This window comes from Catellatospora paridis (assembly GCF_009720365.1).
GTDB lineage: Bacteria > Actinomycetota > Actinomycetes > Mycobacteriales > Micromonosporaceae > Catellatospora > Catellatospora paridis.
The window spans coordinates 86,027-107,877 of the sequence record NZ_ML769316.1; the positions used below are offsets into that span (position 1 = coordinate 86,027).

The 21,851-nt window shown below is 65.5% G+C and carries 11 protein-coding genes and 2 pseudogenes; 10 read left to right on the forward strand and 3 right to left on the reverse strand.

The features are described from left to right. Positions 1–142 precede the first annotated feature (142 nt). Together F9C41_RS16025 and F9C41_RS16030 are read left to right on the forward strand one after the other, a co-directional pair. Positions 143–346 (forward strand): hypothetical protein, encoded by a 204-nt coding sequence (locus F9C41_RS16025; RefSeq protein WP_155387606.1) that lies wholly within the window; start codon positions 143–145, stop codon positions 344–346. Between the two features lie 749 nt (positions 347–1,095). Further along, positions 1,096–3,666, forward strand: a complete 2,571-nt coding sequence (locus F9C41_RS16030; protein WP_155387607.1) for a DEAD/DEAH box helicase — start codon at positions 1,096–1,098, stop codon at positions 3,664–3,666. Positions 3,667–3,832: 166 nt separating this feature from the next. On the opposite strand, the pseudogene F9C41_RS16035 reads toward F9C41_RS16030, so the two are convergent. Continuing rightward, positions 3,833–4,708, reverse strand: a pseudogene (locus F9C41_RS16035) (TRM11 family SAM-dependent methyltransferase); the annotation flags it as partial. A gap of 68 nt (positions 4,709–4,776) precedes the next feature. Beyond that, positions 4,777–5,286, reverse strand: a pseudogene (locus tag F9C41_RS42175) (PEP-utilizing enzyme); the annotation flags it as partial. A gap of 711 nt (positions 5,287–5,997) precedes the next feature. On the opposite strand from F9C41_RS42175, the gene F9C41_RS16045 reads away from it, so the two are divergent. The 8 genes from F9C41_RS16045 to F9C41_RS16080 all read left to right on the forward strand — a co-directional run bounded on the left by F9C41_RS16045 (position 5,998) and on the right by F9C41_RS16080 (position 20,920). Then, entirely contained in the window at positions 5,998–6,255 is a 258-nt protein-coding gene (locus F9C41_RS16045) for a hypothetical protein (RefSeq protein ID WP_155387608.1), read from the forward strand. After that, positions 6,234–7,409 carry a hypothetical protein gene (locus F9C41_RS16050; protein ID WP_155387609.1) on the forward strand — a complete coding sequence of 392 codons (1,176 nt, stop codon included), beginning with the start codon at positions 6,234–6,236 and terminating at the stop codon, positions 7,407–7,409. The genes F9C41_RS16045 and F9C41_RS16050 overlap by 22 nt, the downstream gene beginning before the upstream one ends. Positions 7,410–8,606: 1,197 nt before the next feature. Next, positions 8,607–8,924 (forward strand): hypothetical protein, encoded by a 318-nt coding sequence (locus F9C41_RS16055; RefSeq protein ID WP_155387610.1) that lies wholly within the window; start codon positions 8,607–8,609, stop codon positions 8,922–8,924. A gap of 534 nt (positions 8,925–9,458) precedes the next feature. Next, a complete protein-coding gene (locus F9C41_RS16060; RefSeq protein ID WP_155387611.1) occupies positions 9,459–10,961 on the forward strand; it encodes an ATP-binding protein in 1,503 nt (500 codons plus the stop codon). Continuing rightward, on the forward strand, positions 10,958–11,941 hold the full coding sequence (locus F9C41_RS16065; protein ID WP_155387612.1) for a PD-(D/E)XK motif protein: 984 nt from the start codon (positions 10,958–10,960) through the stop codon (positions 11,939–11,941). Before F9C41_RS16060 ends, F9C41_RS16065 begins: the two co-directional genes overlap by 4 nt. Further along, entirely contained in the window at positions 11,938–14,778 is a 2,841-nt protein-coding gene (locus F9C41_RS16070) for a Z1 domain-containing protein (RefSeq protein WP_230689660.1), read from the forward strand. The genes F9C41_RS16065 and F9C41_RS16070 overlap by 4 nt, the downstream gene beginning before the upstream one ends. A gap of 215 nt (positions 14,779–14,993) precedes the next feature. Next, on the forward strand, positions 14,994–15,851 hold the full coding sequence (locus F9C41_RS16075; RefSeq protein WP_155387613.1) for a lipase family protein: 858 nt from the start codon (positions 14,994–14,996) through the stop codon (positions 15,849–15,851). Continuing rightward, positions 15,848–20,920 (forward strand): caspase family protein, encoded by a 5,073-nt coding sequence (locus F9C41_RS16080; protein WP_155387614.1) that lies wholly within the window; start codon positions 15,848–15,850, stop codon positions 20,918–20,920. Before F9C41_RS16075 ends, F9C41_RS16080 begins: the two co-directional genes overlap by 4 nt. A 78-nt stretch (positions 20,921–20,998) precedes the next feature. Here F9C41_RS16080 and F9C41_RS16085 read toward each other — a convergent pair whose 3' ends face one another. Continuing rightward, positions 20,999–21,805, reverse strand: coding sequence for a hypothetical protein (locus F9C41_RS16085; protein WP_155387615.1), 807 nt, complete (start codon positions 21,803–21,805; stop codon positions 20,999–21,001). Positions 21,806–21,851: the final 46 nt, after the last annotated feature.

Sequence of the window (21,851 nt, forward strand, 5' to 3'; positions counted from 1 at the left end):
GACAACCCACGCGACATGCACAGTGATCGCCGACGCGGGACAACGAACGACAGCCCGGTCCGGCTTTCCGATTCTGCCGTACGGCGATGGATGCGTCTCCCACCGAAGGGCGGACATTCGGTGTCGCCGTGAACATGGAGCCATGGACCTGATCACGCGGCGCCACGGGCAGGGCGGGGTACTCGAATCCCAGCCAGCACGCGGCGAACTGTTGGCCATCGCCGCATTGCGCGGCTTCAGTACCTGCGACGACGGCTTCTGGCCCTGCTCTCAGACTCAGGCCGAGTGCAGTTTCGTGGCCAGCGATCTGCTGCATATCCTCAGTAGCGCCGCCTACTGCTACTAACGTCGATCGCACGGCGCCGCCACCATCTCCTGGCAGCTCAACGACCGGACACGCAACGGCCGGCTGCACCCGACCCCTGACAACACCGCCCGGCTCAACGACCTCGTCGCCGCGCAGCGTGCCGTCCCCGGGGCCGAGGCGGTTCGGAGTAGCGCCGTTACCGCTTGTGACGCCAGACGGCGCCCTCCCCGGCCTCATAGCAGCGGGCGGCCAAGGATGCGGTCGCCCGCGCCGACGCTCGTCTCGCAAACGCTCGAGACCGCCTCGCCACTTCTGAGTGGGCGCTCGGCGGCAGGCGGCCGCTTCCGGCGGTGCATACCTCCACGGAGGGTGGCGAGTACGCGACAGCCTTGGTGACGAATTCGATGCCCTCCGATGTCGCGGTGGAAATCCAGCGGTATGCCGTCGAAGATCGCGGATGCGGTCGGCTCTGGGTGGGTGGTGGGTAGGTGGGCGGGTGGTCAACGCAGCGCACCTTGAACGGTCACCATTCCGGCCACTACCTGCTGGTCGACATCTCTCAGGCGTTAACTCTCCCCATCACGGCCAGCAACACGTCGGCGTTCACCGGTGCAAGTCGGCCGGCTGCGCGACAGACGGCCGTCGTCGGTACTTGCCAAGGTCCAACCGGCTTGGACCAGACCCAGGCGGCACCTGTCGATAAGGCAGTTCACGTAGGATCACTTCGCCGCCGCCCTCATCCTTATCTGGGTATTCGGTCATGCGGCGAGAACGACCAGGGAGGACCGATGCCGTTCAAGGGCGGTGTGAAGACCACCGCAGTGCCGATGAGCCCTGAGGCCCACTACAGGGACTTGCCACGCCGCGCCGACGCGGTCTCGGGCCTGTGGACGCACCAGGGTGATCTGCTGCGCATCTATGCCAGCTCCCATCTCGATGCACCTGATCTTGCCCTGGAGCTTCCTACGGGCACCGGGAAGACCCTTCCGGGTCTGCTGATCGCCGACTGGGTTCGACTCAAACGATCAGGGCGGGTCGCCTATGCCTGTCCTACACGTCAGCTGGCCCAGCAGGTAGCTAAGGTCGCGGCCCGAGAAGGCGTACCGATCGTCACGCTTATCGGCAACCACGGAAACTGGAGCACTCTGGACAAGGCGGCCTACGAGGGTGCCGCAGCGGTGGCCGTCACGACCTACAGCACAATCTTCAACAGCAGCCCGAAGCTCGAAACGCCCGACCTGCTGCTATTCGATGACGCGCACGCGGGTGAGCAGTATGTCGGGGAGCAGTACGCGATAAAGATCCGCCGGGACAATGCCTCCCTCTACGCTGCTGTCCTGGATGCGGTCGCACCGGCCATCGATGGCATCCCTCTGCGGCGTCTCCGCGACGCGGTACCGGATCCTGGGATGTACCGCAGCGCTCGGCTCATCGTGCCGTTGCGCCAGCCGAAGATGGTCACTCGGCTGGACGCCGTCCTGTCCCAGTTGCCCACGCCGTGGTCGTTCCGGTACTCCATGATCCGCGGCGTGATCGAAACCTGCCTCGTCTACGTCTCCTACGGCGAGATCTTGATTCGGCCGATTATCCCGCCCACCGCCAACAACGTGGTCTTCACAACTGCCCGCCAGCGCATCTACCTTTCGGCGACACTTGGCAGCGGCGGCGAACTGGAGCGCGCCTTCGGCCGTGCCCCGATCACTCGCGTCGCACTACCTGAGACCACGCCCACACCGAGGTCCGGGCGCCGGTTCTTCGTCTTCCCAGAGTTGATCGCCGACGCTGACCCGGGTGCAGTCGCAGCCTCGATCGTAAACGAGGCTGGCAAGGCGCTCGTCCTTGCGCCGGATACCAATACGGCCGTCACCACGGCCCATCAGCTGGCCCAGCCCGGCTGGCCCGTGTTCACGGTCGACGACGTCGCCGACGGGATGGAGCCATTCGCTGCCGCCTCGAACGCAGTGTGCGGCCTCGCCGCCCGGTATGACGGACTCGACCTGCCAGGTGATTTCTGCCACGTCGTTGTCCTCGACGGCAAGCCGGATGCCGACAACCTGCAGGAACGATTCCTGTCCCAGAATGTGCGGGCCGGCGCAGCGCTGGCCGAACGACTGCGCACCCGGGTCGTCCAAGGTGCCGGTCGCTGTACCCGCGGTCCGAACGACTGGGCGGTCGTTGTCATCAAAGGGTCAAACTTGACGACCTATCTCGTCCGCCCTGAGACCCGGCAGAGCCTCGATCCAGAGCTGCAGGCTGAAATCTTTTTCGGCATCGAGAACAGCCGCGGCGCCACTGCGGCGGACCTGTTGGACAACGTCAAAATCTTCCTCGCTCAGGGAGACGAGTGGCGTCAGGAGGCAGAGCCGATCCTGACCGAGCAGCGCAACGCCGCGACGGTCACCCTCCCCGCGGGCACCGAAGCGCTGACGGCCTCCGTATCCTCCGAAGTCGCGGCCTTTGCCCACGCTGCCTCCGGACAGTGGCGGGACGCCAGCGCCAAAGCAGCTGAGGCCGCAATGAAGCTTGGCTCCGGCGGCGACGCGCTGCGCGGATACCGTTCGTTCTGGCTGTACATCGCCGCCACATGGGCCGATCAGGCCGTCGCGAGCGGCGGCGAACCAGGCCAGCGGGAGCACGCCCGCGCGCTGCTCGCTCAAGCCGAGGCCGCTGCCAAGCCTGCTACCTGGATCCGCGACATGGCTGCGATTCCTGAGGCACCACGTCCGTCACTCTCCCCGGCCTCCGCGTGCGCGGCTGCGACCATCGTCGCGCGGTTGCAGCAGACAACCGTCCCCAAGATCGCGGCGATCACGGCCGAGATGCTGGCCGGACTCCAGCAACGAACGCCGGGGATCTACGAGCCCGCGCTCACCCGCCTGGGCCTGATGCTCGGAGCGGACGCTGCGAAGCCGTCAGGCGATGGACGGTGCGACTCCACCTGGTGCTGGGCAAACGACCTTTGGATTGCGCTCGATGCCAAGAGCGACCACGAGCCGAAAGGGCTAGTACCGTTGAAGGACGTGCGGCAGGCGAACCACCAGCTCCGGCTACTCGCCAGTGACCGAGGCGCGGAGGTCGTACCCCCCGACAGCGTCGCTGTGATCATTTCGCCGAAGCCAGCGGTCGATCCCACCGCGGTTGCATCCGCTGAGCCGAACGTGTACCACGTTCATCCGGATGCGGTGAGCGAGTTGGCCGAGGCCGCCGGGCGGGCGTGGCAAGATTTTATGTCCAGCAGAGCCGGCAGGTCGGAACAGCAGCTACGCGAACTGGTCGCGGACCGGTTGAGCCAAGACGGCCTTCTGCCTGAACAGGTCCACGATCGGCTGACCGCCACGCCAGTGAGTGAGGCCCAGTAGGTCGTCAGGATCGTTGATACTGAGGCAAGTTGCCATGGGCGGGGCGGCGACCTCGAACAAGCGGAACAGACCTTCAAAGCGGTCGGTGAGTCGAAGCGAACTTGCGTGCCCGTTGACGCATTACGGCCTGAACTGACCCGCAGGTTCCCTCCGAATCCCCCGCAAGTTAGAGCGAACCTGCGGAGCTTCGCAAGCGCCGGAAAACGACCACGTCCTCATGACCGATGAGCGCTTGTGGCACTCCGCCCCCGATCGCCTTACGGACCGAGTACAGCTGGAAGAACGACGCCCGAGCGGTGAATCGAGCCGCCCTTCGCGGACTGCGGCCAGCAAAGCCACGCACCGCTCAACCGGCTCGAGCCCAGCCGCGATCCCGCTTGCCACGACCGCAGAGGGCAGGTCGACGAGGCTGCCGCCACGGCCGGGCCGTGACCGCCACGTATCCACCGGGCTTGAGCAGTACGGCGCATCCGGCCAGAATCTGGCGGAACCCCTCGGTGAGGCCCTGCCAGCCGGCGTGGGCGAGGTCGCGGTTGTCGCTGTAGCGGTCGTGTCGCTTGTGTACCCCTGCCCCGGGCTGGGCGTCGACCTGCCCGTGCACGCCGGGCCCGTACGGCGGGGAGGTGACCACGAGCGAGGCCTGCCCGAACAGCTCCGCAGGGACGAGGTCGGTGAGCATGGTGGCGTCGCCGGTGTACACCTGCCCGCTGCCGGTGGCGCCGTGGGTCGTGGCGTGGGCGAGGTTGGCGCGGGCGATGTCGGCCCAGGCGGGCTCCAGCTCGACGCCGACACCACGGCGGTCCAGGTATGCGGCCTCGACCAGGCTCGTGCCGATGCCGCACATCGGGTCGACGACGATGTCGCCTGGGTTGGTGTAGCGGCCGATGGCGTGCGCAGCGATCGCTGGCAGCATCCGTGCGGGATGCTTGGTCGCCTCCGGCAGGTAGCGGTCCTTGCGCTGGGCGCGGGAGGTCTGCTGCGCGGTGATCCACACGGAGACTGGCAGCTGATGCACGCCGCCGCACGCACGCCCGCGACCTGCCGCAGGCCCACGGTGGCGACGCCGGTGCCGACGACGGAGGGTGTGCCGTAATCGCGGGCGACGAGAGAGGCAAGCACGGCCGGGGTGCCGCCATTGGTGACCACGGCGGCGGCTCGAGCGAACAGCGGCGTCCACGCCGGTGCGGTCGCTTCCGCGACCAGGACATGTCCGTCGCGGAACCCGGCGAAGTCCTGGGCTCGAGCGAACAGCGGCGTCCACGCCGGTGCGGTCGCTTCCGCGACCAGGACATGTCCGTCGCGGAACCCGGCGAAGTCCTGCGAACCGTGCACGATACGCACCGGGCCGGTGGCGCGGCCCGCCGACGCGGGATTCCCGATGATCACCCACTCGCCGACCTCGCCCTCACCGCGGGCCTGCTGCACGGCGCGGTCGATGATGTCGCCGATGAGTCGAGCCGGGCGCCCGAGCGTCAACGGCACGGCGAGGACTCGCTGACGCTGCCACTGCGCGCGCCGCTCGCCCAGCGTTGGCGCCGAGGGGCTCGGGCTGGCCAGCCAGGCGGGCGGCGACCTCGTCGAGGGTGTAGAAGTACACGTCCACGGCCCGTTCGATCTCACCGGCGGCGGCCAGCGCTCGCCGAGCTGGCGGGCGCAGGTCCGCAGGACCGGCCAGGCGACTGTGAGGTCGCGGGCCTGTTCCTCCCGGATGACCGCGTAGTGCTGGTTGACCTGCAGCAACTGCGCGAAGCTCTCGCATGATCAGACGGTGCCGCGGGAGGCGTCGCGGTCCGACTCGACCAGGGCGATCCATTCCAGAAACGCGAGCTGAGCAACCGATCCAGTGCCTCGGACCTTGGCCCGCCGCTGTGGACGAACCGCTTCGGCTCGGACATGAGAAGCGAGCCAGGCTCGTCCCCCGGGGGTCAGCCTTCCGTCGGGGAAGGCGGCGTCTGGCGTTTGCCGACGCCGCGAATCGTCAGATCCAAGCGCGCTGAGAGGTGCGGCGATGCGGGCCGATCAATCGGGGCCACGGCCGAAATGGCGGATGGCTCCCACGGCGGACGTCGATATGTTCGCCTAGTGAACCGATCGCGGCGCCGTACGTCCGCCCTCTTGCTGGTCGTGGCGCTCGCTGGCGCGCTGCTCGGATGCACGAGTAAACCACGACCGTCCGCCAGTGCGGGTACTGCGGCGCAGGCATCGCTGGGACCGACTGTGACCACATCGGCCCAGCCTGCGGTGCCTGGAGGTGCCCTAGCCGAACCATCTCCAGGAAGCCCGACCTTCTGCTACTCCCTGAGCCGATCATCCGCGATCACGGAGATACCTGTGGCGCTCAACCAGTTGTCGGCGCCGGAGACCGCAGACGTGGGGGCGGCCGGGCTCCGCAGCGCAGCGAACGACCTCAGAGTGATCGGGTCCGACGCGACGCCTGCGAAGCGCCAGTCCTTCGCCCAGGCGGCGGCCGCGCTGGACTGGGCGGCCGGTGCGGGCCTCGCCGACCATGAAAGCGGCGACGAGTTGTCCCGAGCGCTGCAGCAGCTCGGTGAGGAGGTGCAGGGCGCGTGTCAGTTCCCACTCGGCTGAAGCGTGCGTTGCTCGCGGGCGTCTGCGGCGTGCTGATCGCGCCGGCAGCCGTCGCGAACGCGGTCCCCGACTCGTCGTTGTGCAAGATGGATACGGCCCGTGGGGCGGTCCCGGCCAAGTTCCCGTTACAAGCCTGCATCGACACAGGCGGGGTCCAGATGCGCAACCAGCTCGACGTGCCCGTCTGGCTCACCGTCAGCGGCGACACGAAACCCATGGTCAAGCTGAGCACCGACATGGGCGCCGCGGCGATCGCCACACGCATGCTGCACCCCGACCCGCGGCTTATCATGCCGGGCGACCACCTGCGGGTGCCTCTCGGCACCAGGGTGGCCACGCTACGAGTCGACCCTGACCCCGATGCCTATCGCACGTACATATTCGCCACCACAATGCTGGCGTACGTGCCCGCCGGAAAGATCATCGAAACGTACGAGGTCTTCACCGGCCTGATCAAAGACTGGTCTGCTGCGTTCGCCAACTACCAGACGTGCCTGGCCCGGGCGAACTGGATCCAGCAGATCGGATGCAACGCCACGCTCAAGTGGGACGTGACATTCGCCTTCGGAAAGGCCGCGGTGCTGGGCCTTGGTTCTGCTATTCTCAAGATCATTATGAGCCCTACTTTCTACGCTCAGTGGCTCGCCAACCAGCCCCCCTCGATCGGAGCGCTCCTCTTCGGGGACCGGACGATCCCGATCGCAGCGAAGATGTCGGCCGGCAGCAGTGGAAGCCAGGCCAGCCCTCCACCTGCCGGCGGCACGGGAGGCACACGACGCTGCCCGACCAGCTCCGACTGGGCGCGCATCGTGAAATGGTTCTACAACGACCAGTACCATCCCGCAGCGCACCTGGTCTCCTTCACGAAGCGCCGCGGTCCGGTATGCGAGGGAATCCATGCGGCCGCCCTCTTCTACGTCGACGCGTACGTCTTCGTGAACGGTCGGTGGGAGGATCCGGCGATCCGGCGCCAGTTCGAGGTTTACGTCCTCGCGGTCGACGGTTCGAGTTACAACCCGCCCTTCAACCCGCCGTGGCAGCAGTACACCCTCGTGGAACTGCCCATGCGCAGCGGCACCTGCGCCGAGCTCGCGAGCACCTCCGACGAGTGGCGTCCGGTAGCAGCCGGAGTCCGCCGATTCATGGGCTGCTGATGGCCAATGCATGCCACTGCTCACCCCTGGTCTTTCGAGTCCAGTCAGAGTACGAGTTCATGGAGGGTGGTGCTTCCGGGAAAGCATCGGCTACTAATGGAATCCTAGCCCGCATCCTGTTGGACATCCTAACGTCCGCTACGGGACAGTCAGCACGCTTGAACGCGGTAAGAAATAGGGGACGCTGCGCTGAACGTGCCCGTTGCCCGACTGGGGTCCTTGCTGGCGCGCCGTACCCTGAGCCGACGCATTCATGAGGAGTGATCGGATTGACGCAGAAGCTGCCCAGGTCCCTGATAGCTGGCCTCGCCATCCTGGCGGCCTTGTCGTTCTCGGTATCGATGTACCTCGAATGGCTTCACTTTGACTTCCTTGTCAAGCATCCGATCTCAGTAAACCTAATTTCCGGGGTAGTTGGGTTCTCGACCGGCGGCTGGACAATTGCAGTAATTGCGAATTGGTTTATCGAACGAGATCGCATTCTGCTTCACAGTAAGGAGTTGAGCGATAGGCTATTGGAGTTCAAGAATTCGCTACTCGACGTCACTTCTACCTTGCCTGCCGAACTTCTGCCATCAGGGTGGCCGGGCGACAATGAACGATGGCGACGCGAGCTTAGGAACATGGATATCGGTTGGATAGCGTGGTCCACACTGTTTGAGGACGCTTCGAGGCGCGTGGATTACAGCCCCAATGCGCGACAGCCCTCTTCGGCTGGCATCGACTGCGAAGAGTTCAGAGCCGCTGCGGAGAACTGGTGCGATAGAGTGGTTCCCCATTTCATGGTCCAATTCGGCGTCGCCTACTCCGGCAGGATACGACGCAAGAGGTCCTCTACAAGCTTGCTTATAAGCAGAACTGCTATCAATCCTCACATGGTTCTTCTCAAGCTTCAGGATCTATTGGACGCCGTCCTTCGAGACGCGATAATCCGGCGATGGATAGCGACCGTACCGGGTCAGTGGGCGTTAGTAGGCGTGGATTTGCGAAGGCTGAAGCGACGGCCATTCGCCGTTCTGATTGCGCAACCAGCGCGGTTTTTTCAATTCCTGTCACGTCTGATCAGGTTGTATCGAGCTAAGCCGGTTCCGCTACCGCCTCAAAAGGAGTAGCTTGCCCCCGGAAAGGGCAGGCTAGGTGACGCCCGGAGCACTCTCGCCGACGAGAAGGCGCACTGCTTCTTCGATCTTGGCCTGGATGAGCTGGCCCAGCGTGAGATTGTCGAGGCTACGGGCCGGCTGGAGCCCGAGCCGCGTGCGGGGCCTTGCCATCGACACCGCGCTGTATGCCGCTTCGCTGGCCCGCTCGCGGCAGGTTGAGCATGCCTGCGCGATGGCGCACCGCGCTGTCGCCTACGCGGCGAATGTTGCCTCGTTCCGCAGCGCCCACCGCATCGTGATGATGGTCGCCGAGCTGCAGCCCTATGCCGCGCTGCCCGAGGTGCGGGACCTGTTTGAGGATGTCCGGACGCGGCTGCCGTCGCTGGTCGGCTTTGCGCCGAGCCGGCTGTCTTGAGCACCGCGGCGTAGGCGTCGAGCTCTGTTTCAGCGCCGCGGCCAGCCCGGTCGGGTTGGACAGGTAGTGCCCGGCGTACTCGATCTCCAGCAGCCGGACCAGCAGCTTTCCGTCGTGACGGTGTGCGACGTCTGCGAGAGCTTGCGCCACTGCGACTCCCCAACGACCCGCCGGGCCACGATAGCTACACGTCCGACGGTTCTCGGTAGGCGGGTCGTCTGCGACAACCCGTGGCCGCTTTCGGCTAGGCGGCCACCACTCATCGTGATCGCACGTCGACGTTGGTCACGGTTCAACCGGATGGGGCGAGCACCCCCACTAACGGGCGGTGCCGCTGACGAACCGGTAGGAACTCCGGCGCATGCCTGGACATTCCACCACCCACGACAGGTAGGCTGCTCGACTCCGGGTAAGGAAATCGCGACCGGGTGTGGCCGGACTCCCAAGATCCACCAAACCTGCACGGCGGGACTGGCACCGCCTGAGCACCAAGAACGGTCCGGATCATGCATGACGACGGGGAGGAAACGCGCGATGGTTGACTGGCTCGACGAGGTTCCCACCGATGGGTCGGTGGAGCTGCCGCCGGACAGGCGCGCTCTCGACGGCCTGGGCCGAAACCACTCGCTGGAGACCGCGCTGGCCGATCTGGTCGACAACTCGTACGATGCAGGGGCCAGCCACGTCCTCATCCGCTTCGTACGCACGTCAGGGCGCCTCCGATCCTTGTACGTAATCGACAACGGCAAGGGAATCGCCTCATCGGCTGTGGACCAGGCGATGACTCTCGGTGGCCGCCGAGAGTATGGCGCAAGCGACCTCGGGCACTTCGGACTCGGACTAAAGGTCGCGTCATTCAGCCAGGCAGGTGCGCTCACCCTGCTGACCGCAGCCGCGGGCGACGTCGCCACTGGCCGACGGTGGCGAGTCGACGACGACAGACACGGGTTCCACTGCGACACAGTTCCTGCCGACTTCGCCGCCGCCGAGCTGACCCGCGATCGCGGGATCCCGTCGGCGGGCAGCGGCACCATTGTGCGATGGGACGATGTAACCGCGTTCCCCACAACCGAGGACCTGACACGGATCGAGACGTTTATCTCCCGATCTGTCACAGCGATCCGCAACCATCTCGGTCTGGTGTTCCACCGACTACTAACGGCAGAGGCCATCGAGATCGGTGTCGACGTTGAGGACGTCGACCTGGGTGTCGTCGGGTCGCGATTCACGGTCGTGCCGCTGGATCCCTTTGGCTACCGCGCCAGCGGCCGCTCTGGCTACCCCAAGACGCTCACGGCAACCGAGGGCACAAGTGGCCTCGAGTTTCGCTGCCACGTGTGGCCCGGCCGTTCCGACATGATCCAGTTCAAGCTGCCCGGAGGCGCCGAGCGGCGACAAGGGCTCTACTTCTATCGGCGCGGTCGTCTTTTGCAGGCCGGCGGCGAATGGCACGGCCTACACCCGCAGGACCGACGCCTGCAGTTGGCGCGGGTCGCGATCGACATCGATGATGACGTCGTAGGTCTGTTCCGGATGAATCCCGAAAAGTCACGCGTCGTCGTGGGGCCGGAGTTCGGACGAATCGCCGAGAGTGCCGCGGCGGAGGACGGTACAAACTTCGGCCGCTACCTCGCCGACGCAGAGCAGTCGTTCACGGAGTCTCGGCAACGCTCCCGCACCCGCGCCAAGATGATCCCGCCCGGCAAGGGCTTCGATCCCGCGCTCAAGCGCGCCATCGAAGACGAGATCCCCTTGCGTACCGACGAGGCGCCGATCTCTGTGAAGTGGCGGCGGTTCGACGACGACACGTTCTTCGACATCGACCGCGAACAGCGCACACTCTGGCTCAACGACCTCTACCGGCCCGATCCCATCGGAGAGCGACGCAGCGTTAATGACGCTCCGCTGGTCAAGGCGCTGATGTACCTATTGGCGGAGTCGCTGTTTCAGGGCGAGTACCTGGGTGTGCGCGACAAGGACAATCTTGATCTGTGGCAGGAGGTCCTGACGATCGCCGCGCTCAGCGAGCGCCGATGACGTCCGAACGCCACCTCAGCATGGAGCACTTCGCACAGGTGCTTGGTGCCGGCGGTCCGATCCTGCAGCCGATTGACGGTTCGCCGTACATCATGTTGTTCACCGATCCCGTCAGGACTGAGATCGGGATACGTATTGCCGCCGACTCCGCGGTGCGCGCCCCCGTCACCGGCTTGGAGCATCTCCGTTCGCGCGTCGTGTCGATCGCCGGTGAAAGGTGGATTGATCTCTACGTGGCCGATCGGATGCTGTTCACGGTCGCCTACCCGGTGCTGTGCTCAATCGCCGATCGGATTCAGCTGAACGCTATGGGCGTGCGCGCGGCCGTGTCCGAAACAGCCGAGCGGCTGGGCAGACTACTGGCGCATCCGGACGGGATCAGCGTGCAACTGGAGCTCGGCCTCCTTGGGGAGCTGATGGTGCTCGGGGGGCTGGTTCGCACGCTCGGACCCGTGCAGGCCCTTAAATCGTGGCGGGGGCCTCTTCGGGAGGAGCACGACTTCGCGTTGTCGGACATCGACGTCGAGGTCAAGACCACCTCCTCGGAGCGGCGTGCGCATTGGATTACATCGGCAACGCAGCTCAATCCGACGCCCGGACGTGCGCTGTGGCTGGTTTCGCATCAGCTGACCACCGCGGGCGCAGGTGGCGGGAGGACGCTGCCGGAGGCTGTCGGACGGGTACGCGCGCTGATCGGCGACGACCTACGGAGTGACTTCGACGCGCTGGTGGCGGCGGCGGGGTGGTCTGAGGCGTATATTCCGACGTGCGTGACCCGGTGGCGGCGCCGCGACGAGTCCTCTGCGTTCCTGGTGGCCGAGGGCTTTCCTCGGCTGACTCCCCCGCAGCTGCAGACGGCCGGTGTGCCGGTATCTCGGATGCCGGAACTCCGCTACAAGATCGACCTCACGGGTTGGCAACCCAACACGCCTCCCGACAATCTGTCCACCGCCCTAGCCGATGAGGAGCCGACCGCGTGAGGGAAGATCGGATCAAGGCCTACCAGGGCGCCTTGAAGATGATGGAGTACGTCGGACCGTCATCGATCCATGCCAAGGCCGCAGGAGCCGCTGGTGTGAGCGACGGGTTCGACGATGAAGCTCTTTGCGAACATCTCCGCGGCGCGGGGGTAAACGATCCGTTGCGGATGGCGTTGCGTCTGGCTTTGGCGACGTTCGATCATGCGCCAGCTGATTCGCACCCATGGGCCCAAGGCACGGTGCCTGACAGCGCTGAGCGAAGGTCGCGCCTCATTTCGGCGTTGGAGGTCGGAGCGCCGACGGCGGTGTTGTTTGCAGAGCTGTTCCCCGTTTTGATGTCGGGCACCACGGTCATCGCCGGTAAGTGGGATCCCTGGTACATCGAGGAACGCCGGGTGGACCGGTTCTACTGGAACAGCTACAGCAGCCATCTGCTGCGTCGCGGCTGGGACGCCGATGTCGTCGCCGAACTCGATCGCGCCACGGACCTTGTGGTTGAACGCCTTTCCGAACCGACTCGCACTGATGCCTACCAGTCCAAGGGTCTGGTCGTCGGGTATGTGCAGAGCGGCAAGACGGCCAACTTCACCGGCGTGGCGGCCAAGGCGGTCGACGCGGGGTACCGGCTGATCATCGTGTTGACCGGCACGACGGAGAGGCTGCGAGCCCAGACCCAACGGCGCCTGGATATGGAACTTGTCGGTCAGGAGAACATCCTGCGCGGGATCGACGCCGGCGACGAAGAGGCCCTTGCGGGGGTCGATTATCACAACGATGACCCCGACTGGCCGATGTTCCTGCGCCACGGTGTGCGTCCGGGCGATGCCGGTCGGCCCGATCTGTTGCGTATGACGACCCGGCGGTTCGACTACCGCAGCCTGGAACAGGGCATCAATGCGCTGGACTTCAGGAAGGCCCGGCCGGGCCTGGCTCTCAACCACCCGGACAACCTGGCAGGTTGCGATGCCCGGCTGGTCGTCGTCAAGAAGAACGCCACGGTCCTCAAACGTCTCGCCAAAGACCTCGGCAAGATCACCATGCGATTGGCCGAAATCCCCACTCTCATCATCGATGATGAATCAGACCAGGCTTCGCTCAACACCATGAGCCGTCGCAAATGGGATGAAGGACACCGCAAGCGCACGGAGATCAACCGCCTGATATCCGACCTGCTGCACCGCATGCCCCGCGCCCAATACATCGGCTACACCGCTACTCCATTCGCCAATGTTTTCGTCGACCCCGCCGACGCTGGCGACATCTTCCCCAAAGACTTCCTCATCGCGCTCGACCGGCCGGTCGAGTACATGGGCGCCCGCGACTTCCACGACCTCAACCCAATTACCGAACCGGCGGAACGCAGCTTCGCCGACTCCCGCGAGCTCGCCCACGTGCGACCCATCGTCGAGCTCGACGACGACATGGCCGACGACGACGGCATGCTCCACGCCATCGACACCTTCGTCATCACCGGCGCCGTGAAGCTCTACCGCCGAGACCAAGGGGTAGGGACCTTCCGGCACCACACCATGCTGGTCCAGGAGGCGATGCACAAAGACGTCCACGCCGAGCGCGCCGAGCACATCAAGAAGCTCTGGTACGCCGGCGGCTATTACTCGGGCACCTACCTGACCCGACTGCGGAAGCTGTTCGACACTGACATAGCGCAGGTCAGCACCTCCATCAGCCCTCACGTCCCGAGCCCGGCGAACTTCGACGAGCTTCAGCCCTATCTGGCCCAGGCCATCGGAATGATCGGCCAGACCGGCAACCCTGTGCTCGTTGTCAACAGCGACCAGATTGAAGGCGAAGCCCTCGACTTCGAACGCAATGACGTCTGGCGCATTCTCGTCGGCGGCAACCAGCTCGCCCGCGGCTTCACGGTCGAAGGTCTCACCGTGTCCTACTACCGGCGCCGCACCAAGCAAGCCGACACGCTCATGCAGATGGGCCGTTGGTTCGGCTACCGCAAGGGCTATCGCGACCTGGTCCGACTCTTCATCACGCCCGAGCTTTATGAAGCTTTCGAGGCGATCTGCCGTGACGAGGAGTACTTCCGCAACGAGCTCAAGCAATACGCGGTCGTGATCAACGGCGAACCGTTGATCACCCCGGCCGACGTACCACCGCTGGTCGCTTCACATTTGACATGGGTTAAGCCCACCTCGTCGAACAAGATGTACAACGCCGAGCTCGCACAGCGCCGCACGCCCAACAAGGAACCGACCGCTTACCCGAGCCTGTCCGACAAGGACCTGCTCAAGCACAACACCCACATGTTCGGCCCGATTTTCAAAACGCTGGCGAGCGAGCCCGTCCAGCAACTGGCCCAGGGCGGCAGGCCGTTCCGAGCCCGGGTCTGCGAACTCGACCATGCGACCGTTCTATCTGTCCTCAGACAGCTCAAGTGGAGCAACAAGGAGAGCTTCAAGGCCGACGTCGCGTGGCTCGAGACTCTCCCCGAGTCGCAGCTCGACCGCTGGCTGGTCGTCGCACCCCAGTTGAAGAACGCGGAATGGACTGCATTGATCGATGGGGTCGGTCCGTTCAGCCTGCACCAGCGTGCAGCGACCGGCGAGCCCCGCCGGGTCGGCGTAAAGTCGACTCTAGTCGAGCGTTCGGCCCTGGAGACTCTGGTCCGCGTACCCGGGTCGACCCGCGCCGGGATGCTCCTCTACCCCACCGTACCCAAGGACTTGTCCACGCCGCCGAACGGAGGCGTAATCGAACCGGGCGAGGTCGTCATCGCGTTCCGGCTCATCATGCCGGAGTCGACGACCCCAGCCGACGGACGGCTGGTCACCTTCAGGACACGCGACAGCTCCGCCGAGGCATGATGGTCGGCCAACCGGCACGGTCGCGGCAGCCACGTATCCTGGCACCTCGCGTCCGTTCAAGCACCATGCGAGCTCGGTTCGATCGGCCTTGCGCGGCGGCGCTTACCCGTCCCAATCGGCACGCTCGGGCCAGGCGTGTCGACGGCGTGCGTGTGTCGCCTACCTGACTCATTGCGCTGGCACCGATTGGTTTGGTCGTGTTCTACGGTTCGTGCATGGCTCGGGTCTTGGCGGTGCATGGGATCCACAACACGTTCGGCACCGCGGAGCAGATGGCATCGACGTGGGGGCCTGCGTTGGCGGGCGGGGTGAGCCTCGCTGGCGGGAAGCTGAACGTTGACGACGTCGCGTATGCGGCGTACGGCGATGTCTTCCGACCGCCAGGCCGGTACCTCGGTGACGACGTGCCGATGCTGTCCGCGGATGACGTCGACGACGGTCTGGAACTCGAGCTGCTGCTGGCCTGGTGGGCCGCCGCTGCGCTGGTGGATCCGGGCGTCGTACCACCAGGGGCCCGGACGCTGGGAGCACGCGCCACGGCCCGGGCGGCGGTCTTGGCGTTGTCCGGCTCTCGGTTCCTGGCGAGGGTGTCGGAACGGGCGTTGGTCTGGTGGCTGAAGCAGGTGACGGCGTACTTCACCGACGGGGACGTGCGGGCTGCAGTTCAGGCGCGGTTTATCGCGGCGATCGGCGAAGACACACGAGTGGTCGTGGCGCATTCGCTGGGTTCGGTGGTGGCGTATGAAGCGCTGTGTTCGCACCCACGGCCGGGGGTGTCCGATCTTGTGACGCTGGGGTCGCCGCTGGGTGTCGCCCACGTGGTGCTACACCGATTGACCCCACCACCGATCGAGCTGGCCGGCGGTCCTGTCGGCATTTGGCCAGGCGGGCTAACCCGTTGGGTGAACCTCGCAGACCACGGTGACTTCGTAGCGCTGCAGCCGCGACTGCGCACGGTGTTCGGAGATCGGGTCACCGATGTGATGATCTCCAACGGCATGCATGCGCATCAGGTCGAGCGGTACCTGTCCGCGCCTGAGACAGGGGCCGCGGTGATGGCGGGCCTACAATGACACAACTCGATCCCCATCGTGATGCCCGCCGATACTTTATCGGCACGGCCACGGCCACGTATCGGCCGGAGACCGGGCTGGAGGACAGACCCGAACTCGAACAGGAACTGACGGCCGCGCGGCGACTCTTTGCCAACATGGGTTATACGGTGGCGCCTGGGTTCGACGGGGGAATGGCGGTACGCGAATTCCAGGACCGGCTGCGGGAGTTCTTCATCAGCCCCGAGCGCAGGGCATCGGACATCATCGTCGTCTACTACACCGGCCACGGCCTCAACCTCGACGATGGCCTGCTGCTCCCGATGGCCGACACGACCGCCGACCTGGACTACACCTCGCTGCGGGCGGCGGACCTTCCGGATCGGATCCTGAGGACTCACTCCCGCGACGCAACGGTCGGACAGCAAGTGCTGTTTGTGCTTGATGTGTGCTACGCGGGTTCAGCCTCCGCGGGAATGGCCGTCGGTATGATCAGGTTTGCAGACCGGCTGCGCGGCCTGGCGGTGGCTCCGTCGATTGCAGTGATCGTGTCGGCGCGCGACTACGAGCAGGCCGAGGCGGGGGCGTTCACCAATGCGCTCGCGGCGGCGATGGACGACCGCTCGGTAGCGGGATACGAGGTGCCATTCCTGCCCTTGGAGCCGCTGACCGCAGCCGTGAGCGCCGGTCTACCGGCGCACCAACACCCCAGAGTGTCGTTCGTCGGCGAACGAACCGGTGGATTCTTCCCGAATCCCCGCTATGACAGGTGGCATGTCGAGTTCGACCTGCGGACCCATGACCTTCGGCAAGTGCGCCAGGCTCGAGAACAAGACCGGCGCGGCCACGTGGCGTCTCGCGCCCAAGGGCTGGACCGACCGGATGATCGTGAAGACATGTGGTTCTTCACCGGGCGGCACCAGGCGCTGCGCGAGATCAGCGCCTGGTTGACAGGTGCAGGTGAACAAACCTTGATCGTGACGGGGCGGCCGGGGTCAGGCAAGTCGGCGCTCCTGTCACGACTCGACGTCCTGACCGATCACAGACGCAGGGCTCGCGTTCCCGAGCTGCACAGAGTGCCCGCGGACACCATTCCGCCAGCGGGCTCCGTTTCACGGTTTATCCACGCACGCGGACTGACGCCACAGGATCTGCTGGTAGGACTAGCCGAGGCATGCGGCATTGACGATCTTTCAGGATTGGTCAGCCCTGGCAAGCTCCTGGATCGACTGCGGACTATTGCTGGACCAGTCACAGTGATCGTGGACGCCTTGGACGAGGCAGTCGACAGGCCCGAGGACCACGGCGGAGAATCTTCGCTGATGGTTGAACAGGTCCTGGCACCACTGATCCGTGCAGGTAGACGCAGTCCACTGCGGCTATTGGTGGGTACCCGCGCCCATCTCGTCGACGCGCTTGGCGGACCATCTCAGCGGATCGATCTGGACAACTCCGCCTATGCCGACCGGCCCAGCATCCGCACGTACGCTCGGGCCTGCCTGACCCGCTTGATCGACACCTCTCCCTACCGCGCGCAACCAGCTGCCTACCTCGATGCGATGGCTGACGCCATCGCCGAGGCTGCTGGTGATTCGTTCCTGATCGCCTTGATCACCGCCCGTAGCCTGGCGCTACGTGAAAAGGTCGTGGCTTCGCCCTTCGACGCCGCATGGCGGGCGGGACTGCCGCGCCATGCCGCCGGCGCCATGCGTCAGGACCTCGACGAGCGGTTGACAGACCGGGCCGACCGGGCACGACATCTGCTGGTGCCGTTGGCGTACGCGGAGAGTTCCGGTCTCCCATGGGAAGATCTGTGGCCTGCCTTGGTCCGGGAAATCACAGGCGAGCCCTGTACGAACGCGGACCTGGATTGGCTGGTCGAGCAGGCCGGCTACTACATTATCGAGACCAGCCTTGATAGTCGCTCGGCCTACCGGCTCTACCACGACTCCCTGGCGGAGCACCTACGAGAGGGTCGCGACCACGAGGCGGACCAAGCCAGCATCGTAGGCGTCCTCAGCCGGAGGGTTCCTCGTCGGGCGGACGGAACCACCGACTGGCGTCAAGCCGACCCCTACACCAATGCGACCATCGCCATCCACGCGGCCGCCGGCCATATGCTCGACTCGCTGGTTGTCCAACCCCTGTTCCTGCTCGGGACGGCACCAGCAGCCCTGCAGGCGGCGTTGCCGCACACGCGCACCGCCGACGGCCAAGCCGCCGCAGACGCCTATCGACGTGCGTCGACCCGAATTCGAACCAGCCCACCTCATGTACATGCCGCCTACCTGCAACTTGCCGCCAGATGCGCACGCGCACCACACCTGGCCGAGGCCATCAACGGTAGCGACATCCCCCTCGCGTGGGGCACCGACTGGGCATCCTGGCGACTGCAACCACCCCACCACACCCTCAACGGTCATGCCAGCGACGTGGGGAGCGTGGCACTCGGACAGGTCGACGGCCGGCATATCGTCGTCTCCGGCGCCGACGACGCCACGATACGAGTGTGGGACGCGACCACCGGCGAACCGATCATGAGCCCGATCACCGGTCACACCGGTCCCGTACGAGCTGTGGCGTTCGGACACGTCCATGGTTTACCCGTCATCGTCTCCGGCAGCCACGACAGCACAGTACGGGTGTGGGACGCGGCCACCGGCGCTCCGGTCGGAGGCCCGTTCACGGGCCACGGCAATTGGGTACGCTCCGTCGCGTTGGGCCAGGTCGGGGGTCGACCTGTCGTCGTCTCCGGTGGCGACGACTCCACGGTACGGATATGGGACGTGACTACCGGCGAGTTGGCCACGGGTGTGTTAGCGGGGCACAGCGGCTGGATTTGGTCGGTCGCGCTAGGGCAGGTTGACAGCCGCCCTGTCGTCGTCTCCGGCAGCAGCGACACGACCGTGCGGGTCTGGGACGCGACCACCGGTTCCCTGGCCGCAGGCCCGTTCACCGGCCACAAGGGTTGGGTCCGGTCTGTAGCGATAGGACAGGTCGACGGCCGATCGGTCGTCATCTCCGGCGGTAGCGACGACACGACCGTGCGGGTCTGGGATGCGACCACCGGCGAACCTGCCATGGGCCCGATCACCGGCCACACGGACGACATACACTCGGTAGCGTTCGGACACCTAGATGGTCGACCTGTCATCCTGTCAGGCGGCAGCGACACCACCGTGCGCGTCTGGGACGCGGCCACGGGTGAGCCGACCATGGACCCGATCACCGGCCACACGGACGCCATCCACTCGGTAGCGTTCGGACACCTAGATGGTCGACCTGTCATCCTGTCAGGCGGCAGCGACACCACCGTGCGCGTCTGGGACGCGAGCGCTGGCGCTCAGCTCGCCGACCCGTTCAACGGGCACACTGACGGGATCCGTTCGGTAGCGTTCGGATCCGTCGACGGACGCGCTGTCGTCGTTTCCGCAGGCGACGCGACCGTGCGGGTGTGGGATGCCAAGACCGGCGAAGCGGTCATGGACCCCATCGCTGGCCACACCGGGCAGGTGTACGCCGTAGCGTTCGGAAACCTCGATGGCCGGCCGATCATCGTCTCCGGCGGCCGCGACGGGACGTTGCGGGTGTGTGACGCCGCCGATGGCAAGTCGTTGATAGACCCCGTCGTCGGCCACACCGAGGCTGTCGTCGCGATCGCCATCGGACACATCGACGATCGAGTTGTCATCGTCTCCGCGGGCGGCGTGACCATACGCATATGGGACGCGGCCGACGGCAAGCCGGTCATCGACCCCATCATCGGCCACACCGAGACCGTGGCGGCGGTGGCCTTTGGGCAAATCAATGGTCGGCCTGTCGTGGTTTCCGCCAGCGGCCAGGCAATCCACCTGTGGGACGCTACCAATGGCGAACCGGTCGCCGGCCCGTTCTCCGGCCACGCCGGGCACGTACTCGCGGTGGCGTTCGGACACATCGACGGCCGGCCGGTCATCGTGTCCGGCAGCGACGACGAAACCGTGGGAGTCTGGGACGCGACTTCCGGCGAACCGCTCGCAGATCGGTTCACCGGACACCGGGACTGGGTACGCTCCGTGGCGTTCGCCCAGGTTGACGGCCGACACGTCGTCTACTCCGGCAGCGACGACACCACGGTACGGGCGTGGGACGCGACCACGGGAGAACCAATCATGGATCCCATCATCGGCCATCACGACGAGGTGAACGCCATCGCTGTGGGGCACGTCGACGGCCACCCCGTCGTCGTCTCCGGCAGCGACGACGCGACCGTTGGAGTCTGGGACGCAATCACTGGCACCCCGATCGCAGACCGGTTCACCGGACACAGTGAATGGGTAAGGTCAGTGACCTTCGGAGATGCTGATGGCCAGCTGTTCGTCGCCTCAGGCAGTGACGACGCCACGATACGCGTTTGGGATGCCAGCACAGGCACTCCGATCGCGGGCCCATTTATCGCGAAGTCCGGAAACGTGAGTGCGTTGGCGTGCGGACGCGTCGAAGGAGGATCCGTCGTCTTCGCCGCCAACGGCGCCGAGGTACTCGCCTGGAACGCAACGACCGGCAAACATTTCCTGGCCCCACTCACCGGCCACACCGATGCCATCATGGCCTTGGCGTTCGGGCACATCAACGACCAACCCGTCATCATCTCCGGCAGCAACGACACCACCATCCGCGTGTGGGACGCAACCACCGGCGACCCAGTCATCACCCCCATCACCGGCCACACCGACGCCGTCAACGCCGTCGCGTTCGGGCACATCAACGACCAACCCGTCATCATCTCCGGCAGCAACGACACCACCATCCGCGTGTGGGACGCAACCACCGGTACCACAGCCGTCAGTTCGTTCACCGGTCACACCGGTCGCATCCGCTCTGTTGCGATCGGACAGCTGGATGGTCGGCCTCTGATCGCTTCCGGGGGCGACGACGCCACCGTCCGGCTTTGGGACGTGGCCGCAGCCATCGCTCCGGGCGTACCGACGCCGACGGACGCCATCGCGATCAACATGGCTGCCCCGGTTCTTAGCGTCGCATTGAGCCGAACAAACCAGCTTGCCATCGCCAGCCGCCAAGGATTGGCGATCCTGAGGCTGCCCTACTGAGATCCTGCCGCAAATGCCGCCAGACGCGCATCCCCCGACGGCGATGATCTGCTGCCTACCGTGGCCAACCTCGCCCGTCTATCTCCGGAGACGCGCAGCAACGATGAGGATCGACTTCTGCGTCGGCAAGTGAACTTTGCCGTACTCCTTGCGCGGTTGGAGCTCGACAGTTTCGATCTTGAACGGAGGACTTGCCCCCCGTAGCAAATCAGCGGCACGAATCTTCCGACCGGTGTGGCCCTTGCGGTACTTCGAATTACTCACATAGATGATCAGTGCGGTTTGACCGCACCATGCATCAACCCGAAGCAAGGCGTCGGCCAGCGGATGGATGCGCACGTCGACCCCTGCCTCACGTAGGTTGACCACCACCCACAGCTCTCGAAGGAACGAATAGTAGGCGTTGCCGATACGCCATCGCATGGCATCGTCGACGAGTCGCTCATCGAACCCGTTCTCAACGAGCTCGCGAGTCCTCTCGTCGACGGCATCCCCGAGCATGAGGCGGCCCATCCGATTGTTTCGGTAGTACAGAACGAAGTCACGCCAGGTGGGGACGGCTTCCGTTTGCTCGACGATGTGGTGCAGCAGATGGGTGAACGCGAACGCCGGGTTCCAGTCGACGATCTGCTCTACCGATTCGGCACGGTCCCGTTCGACGGTGCCGAGCGCGTGGGCGGTCAGTTCACATGCCTCAGCGATCTCCGCTGAGGTGAGTCGATAGACGATTCTGGTTGCGTGCCCCTCCACGTGAGGCACCACGGCGGTATATCGAGGATCAGCACGCCAGCCGGCGAGCGCTCGTTGCGCGCCGGGCGCTGCAAAGTGGGTCATCACATCGCGGGCGGTGGTCACCGTTGTCGGAGTCACGCTGGTCGCGTCCAAGGCTGAGCTCCCCCGGGCAGTCATCGATGTCGGCGAGAGGAAGGTA

Excerpts from the sequence above, each read along its gene's own strand:
- F9C41_RS16025 (WP_155387606.1), top strand. The coding sequence starts at position 143 with ATGGACCTGATCACGCGGCGCCACGGGCAGGGCGGGGTACTCGAATCC.
- F9C41_RS16030 (WP_155387607.1), top strand. The coding sequence starts at position 1,096 with ATGCCGTTCAAGGGCGGTGTGAAGACCACCGCAGTGCCGATGAGCCCT.
- F9C41_RS16055 (WP_155387610.1), top strand. The coding sequence starts at position 8,607 with ATGAGCTGGCCCAGCGTGAGATTGTCGAGGCTACGGGCCGGCTGGAGC.
- F9C41_RS16060 (WP_155387611.1), top strand. The coding sequence starts at position 9,459 with ATGGTTGACTGGCTCGACGAGGTTCCCACCGATGGGTCGGTGGAGCTG.
- F9C41_RS16065 (WP_155387612.1), top strand. The coding sequence starts at position 10,958 with ATGACGTCCGAACGCCACCTCAGCATGGAGCACTTCGCACAGGTGCTT.
- F9C41_RS16075 (WP_155387613.1), top strand. The coding sequence starts at position 14,994 with ATGGCTCGGGTCTTGGCGGTGCATGGGATCCACAACACGTTCGGCACC.
- F9C41_RS16080 (WP_155387614.1), top strand. The coding sequence starts at position 15,848 with ATGACACAACTCGATCCCCATCGTGATGCCCGCCGATACTTTATCGGC.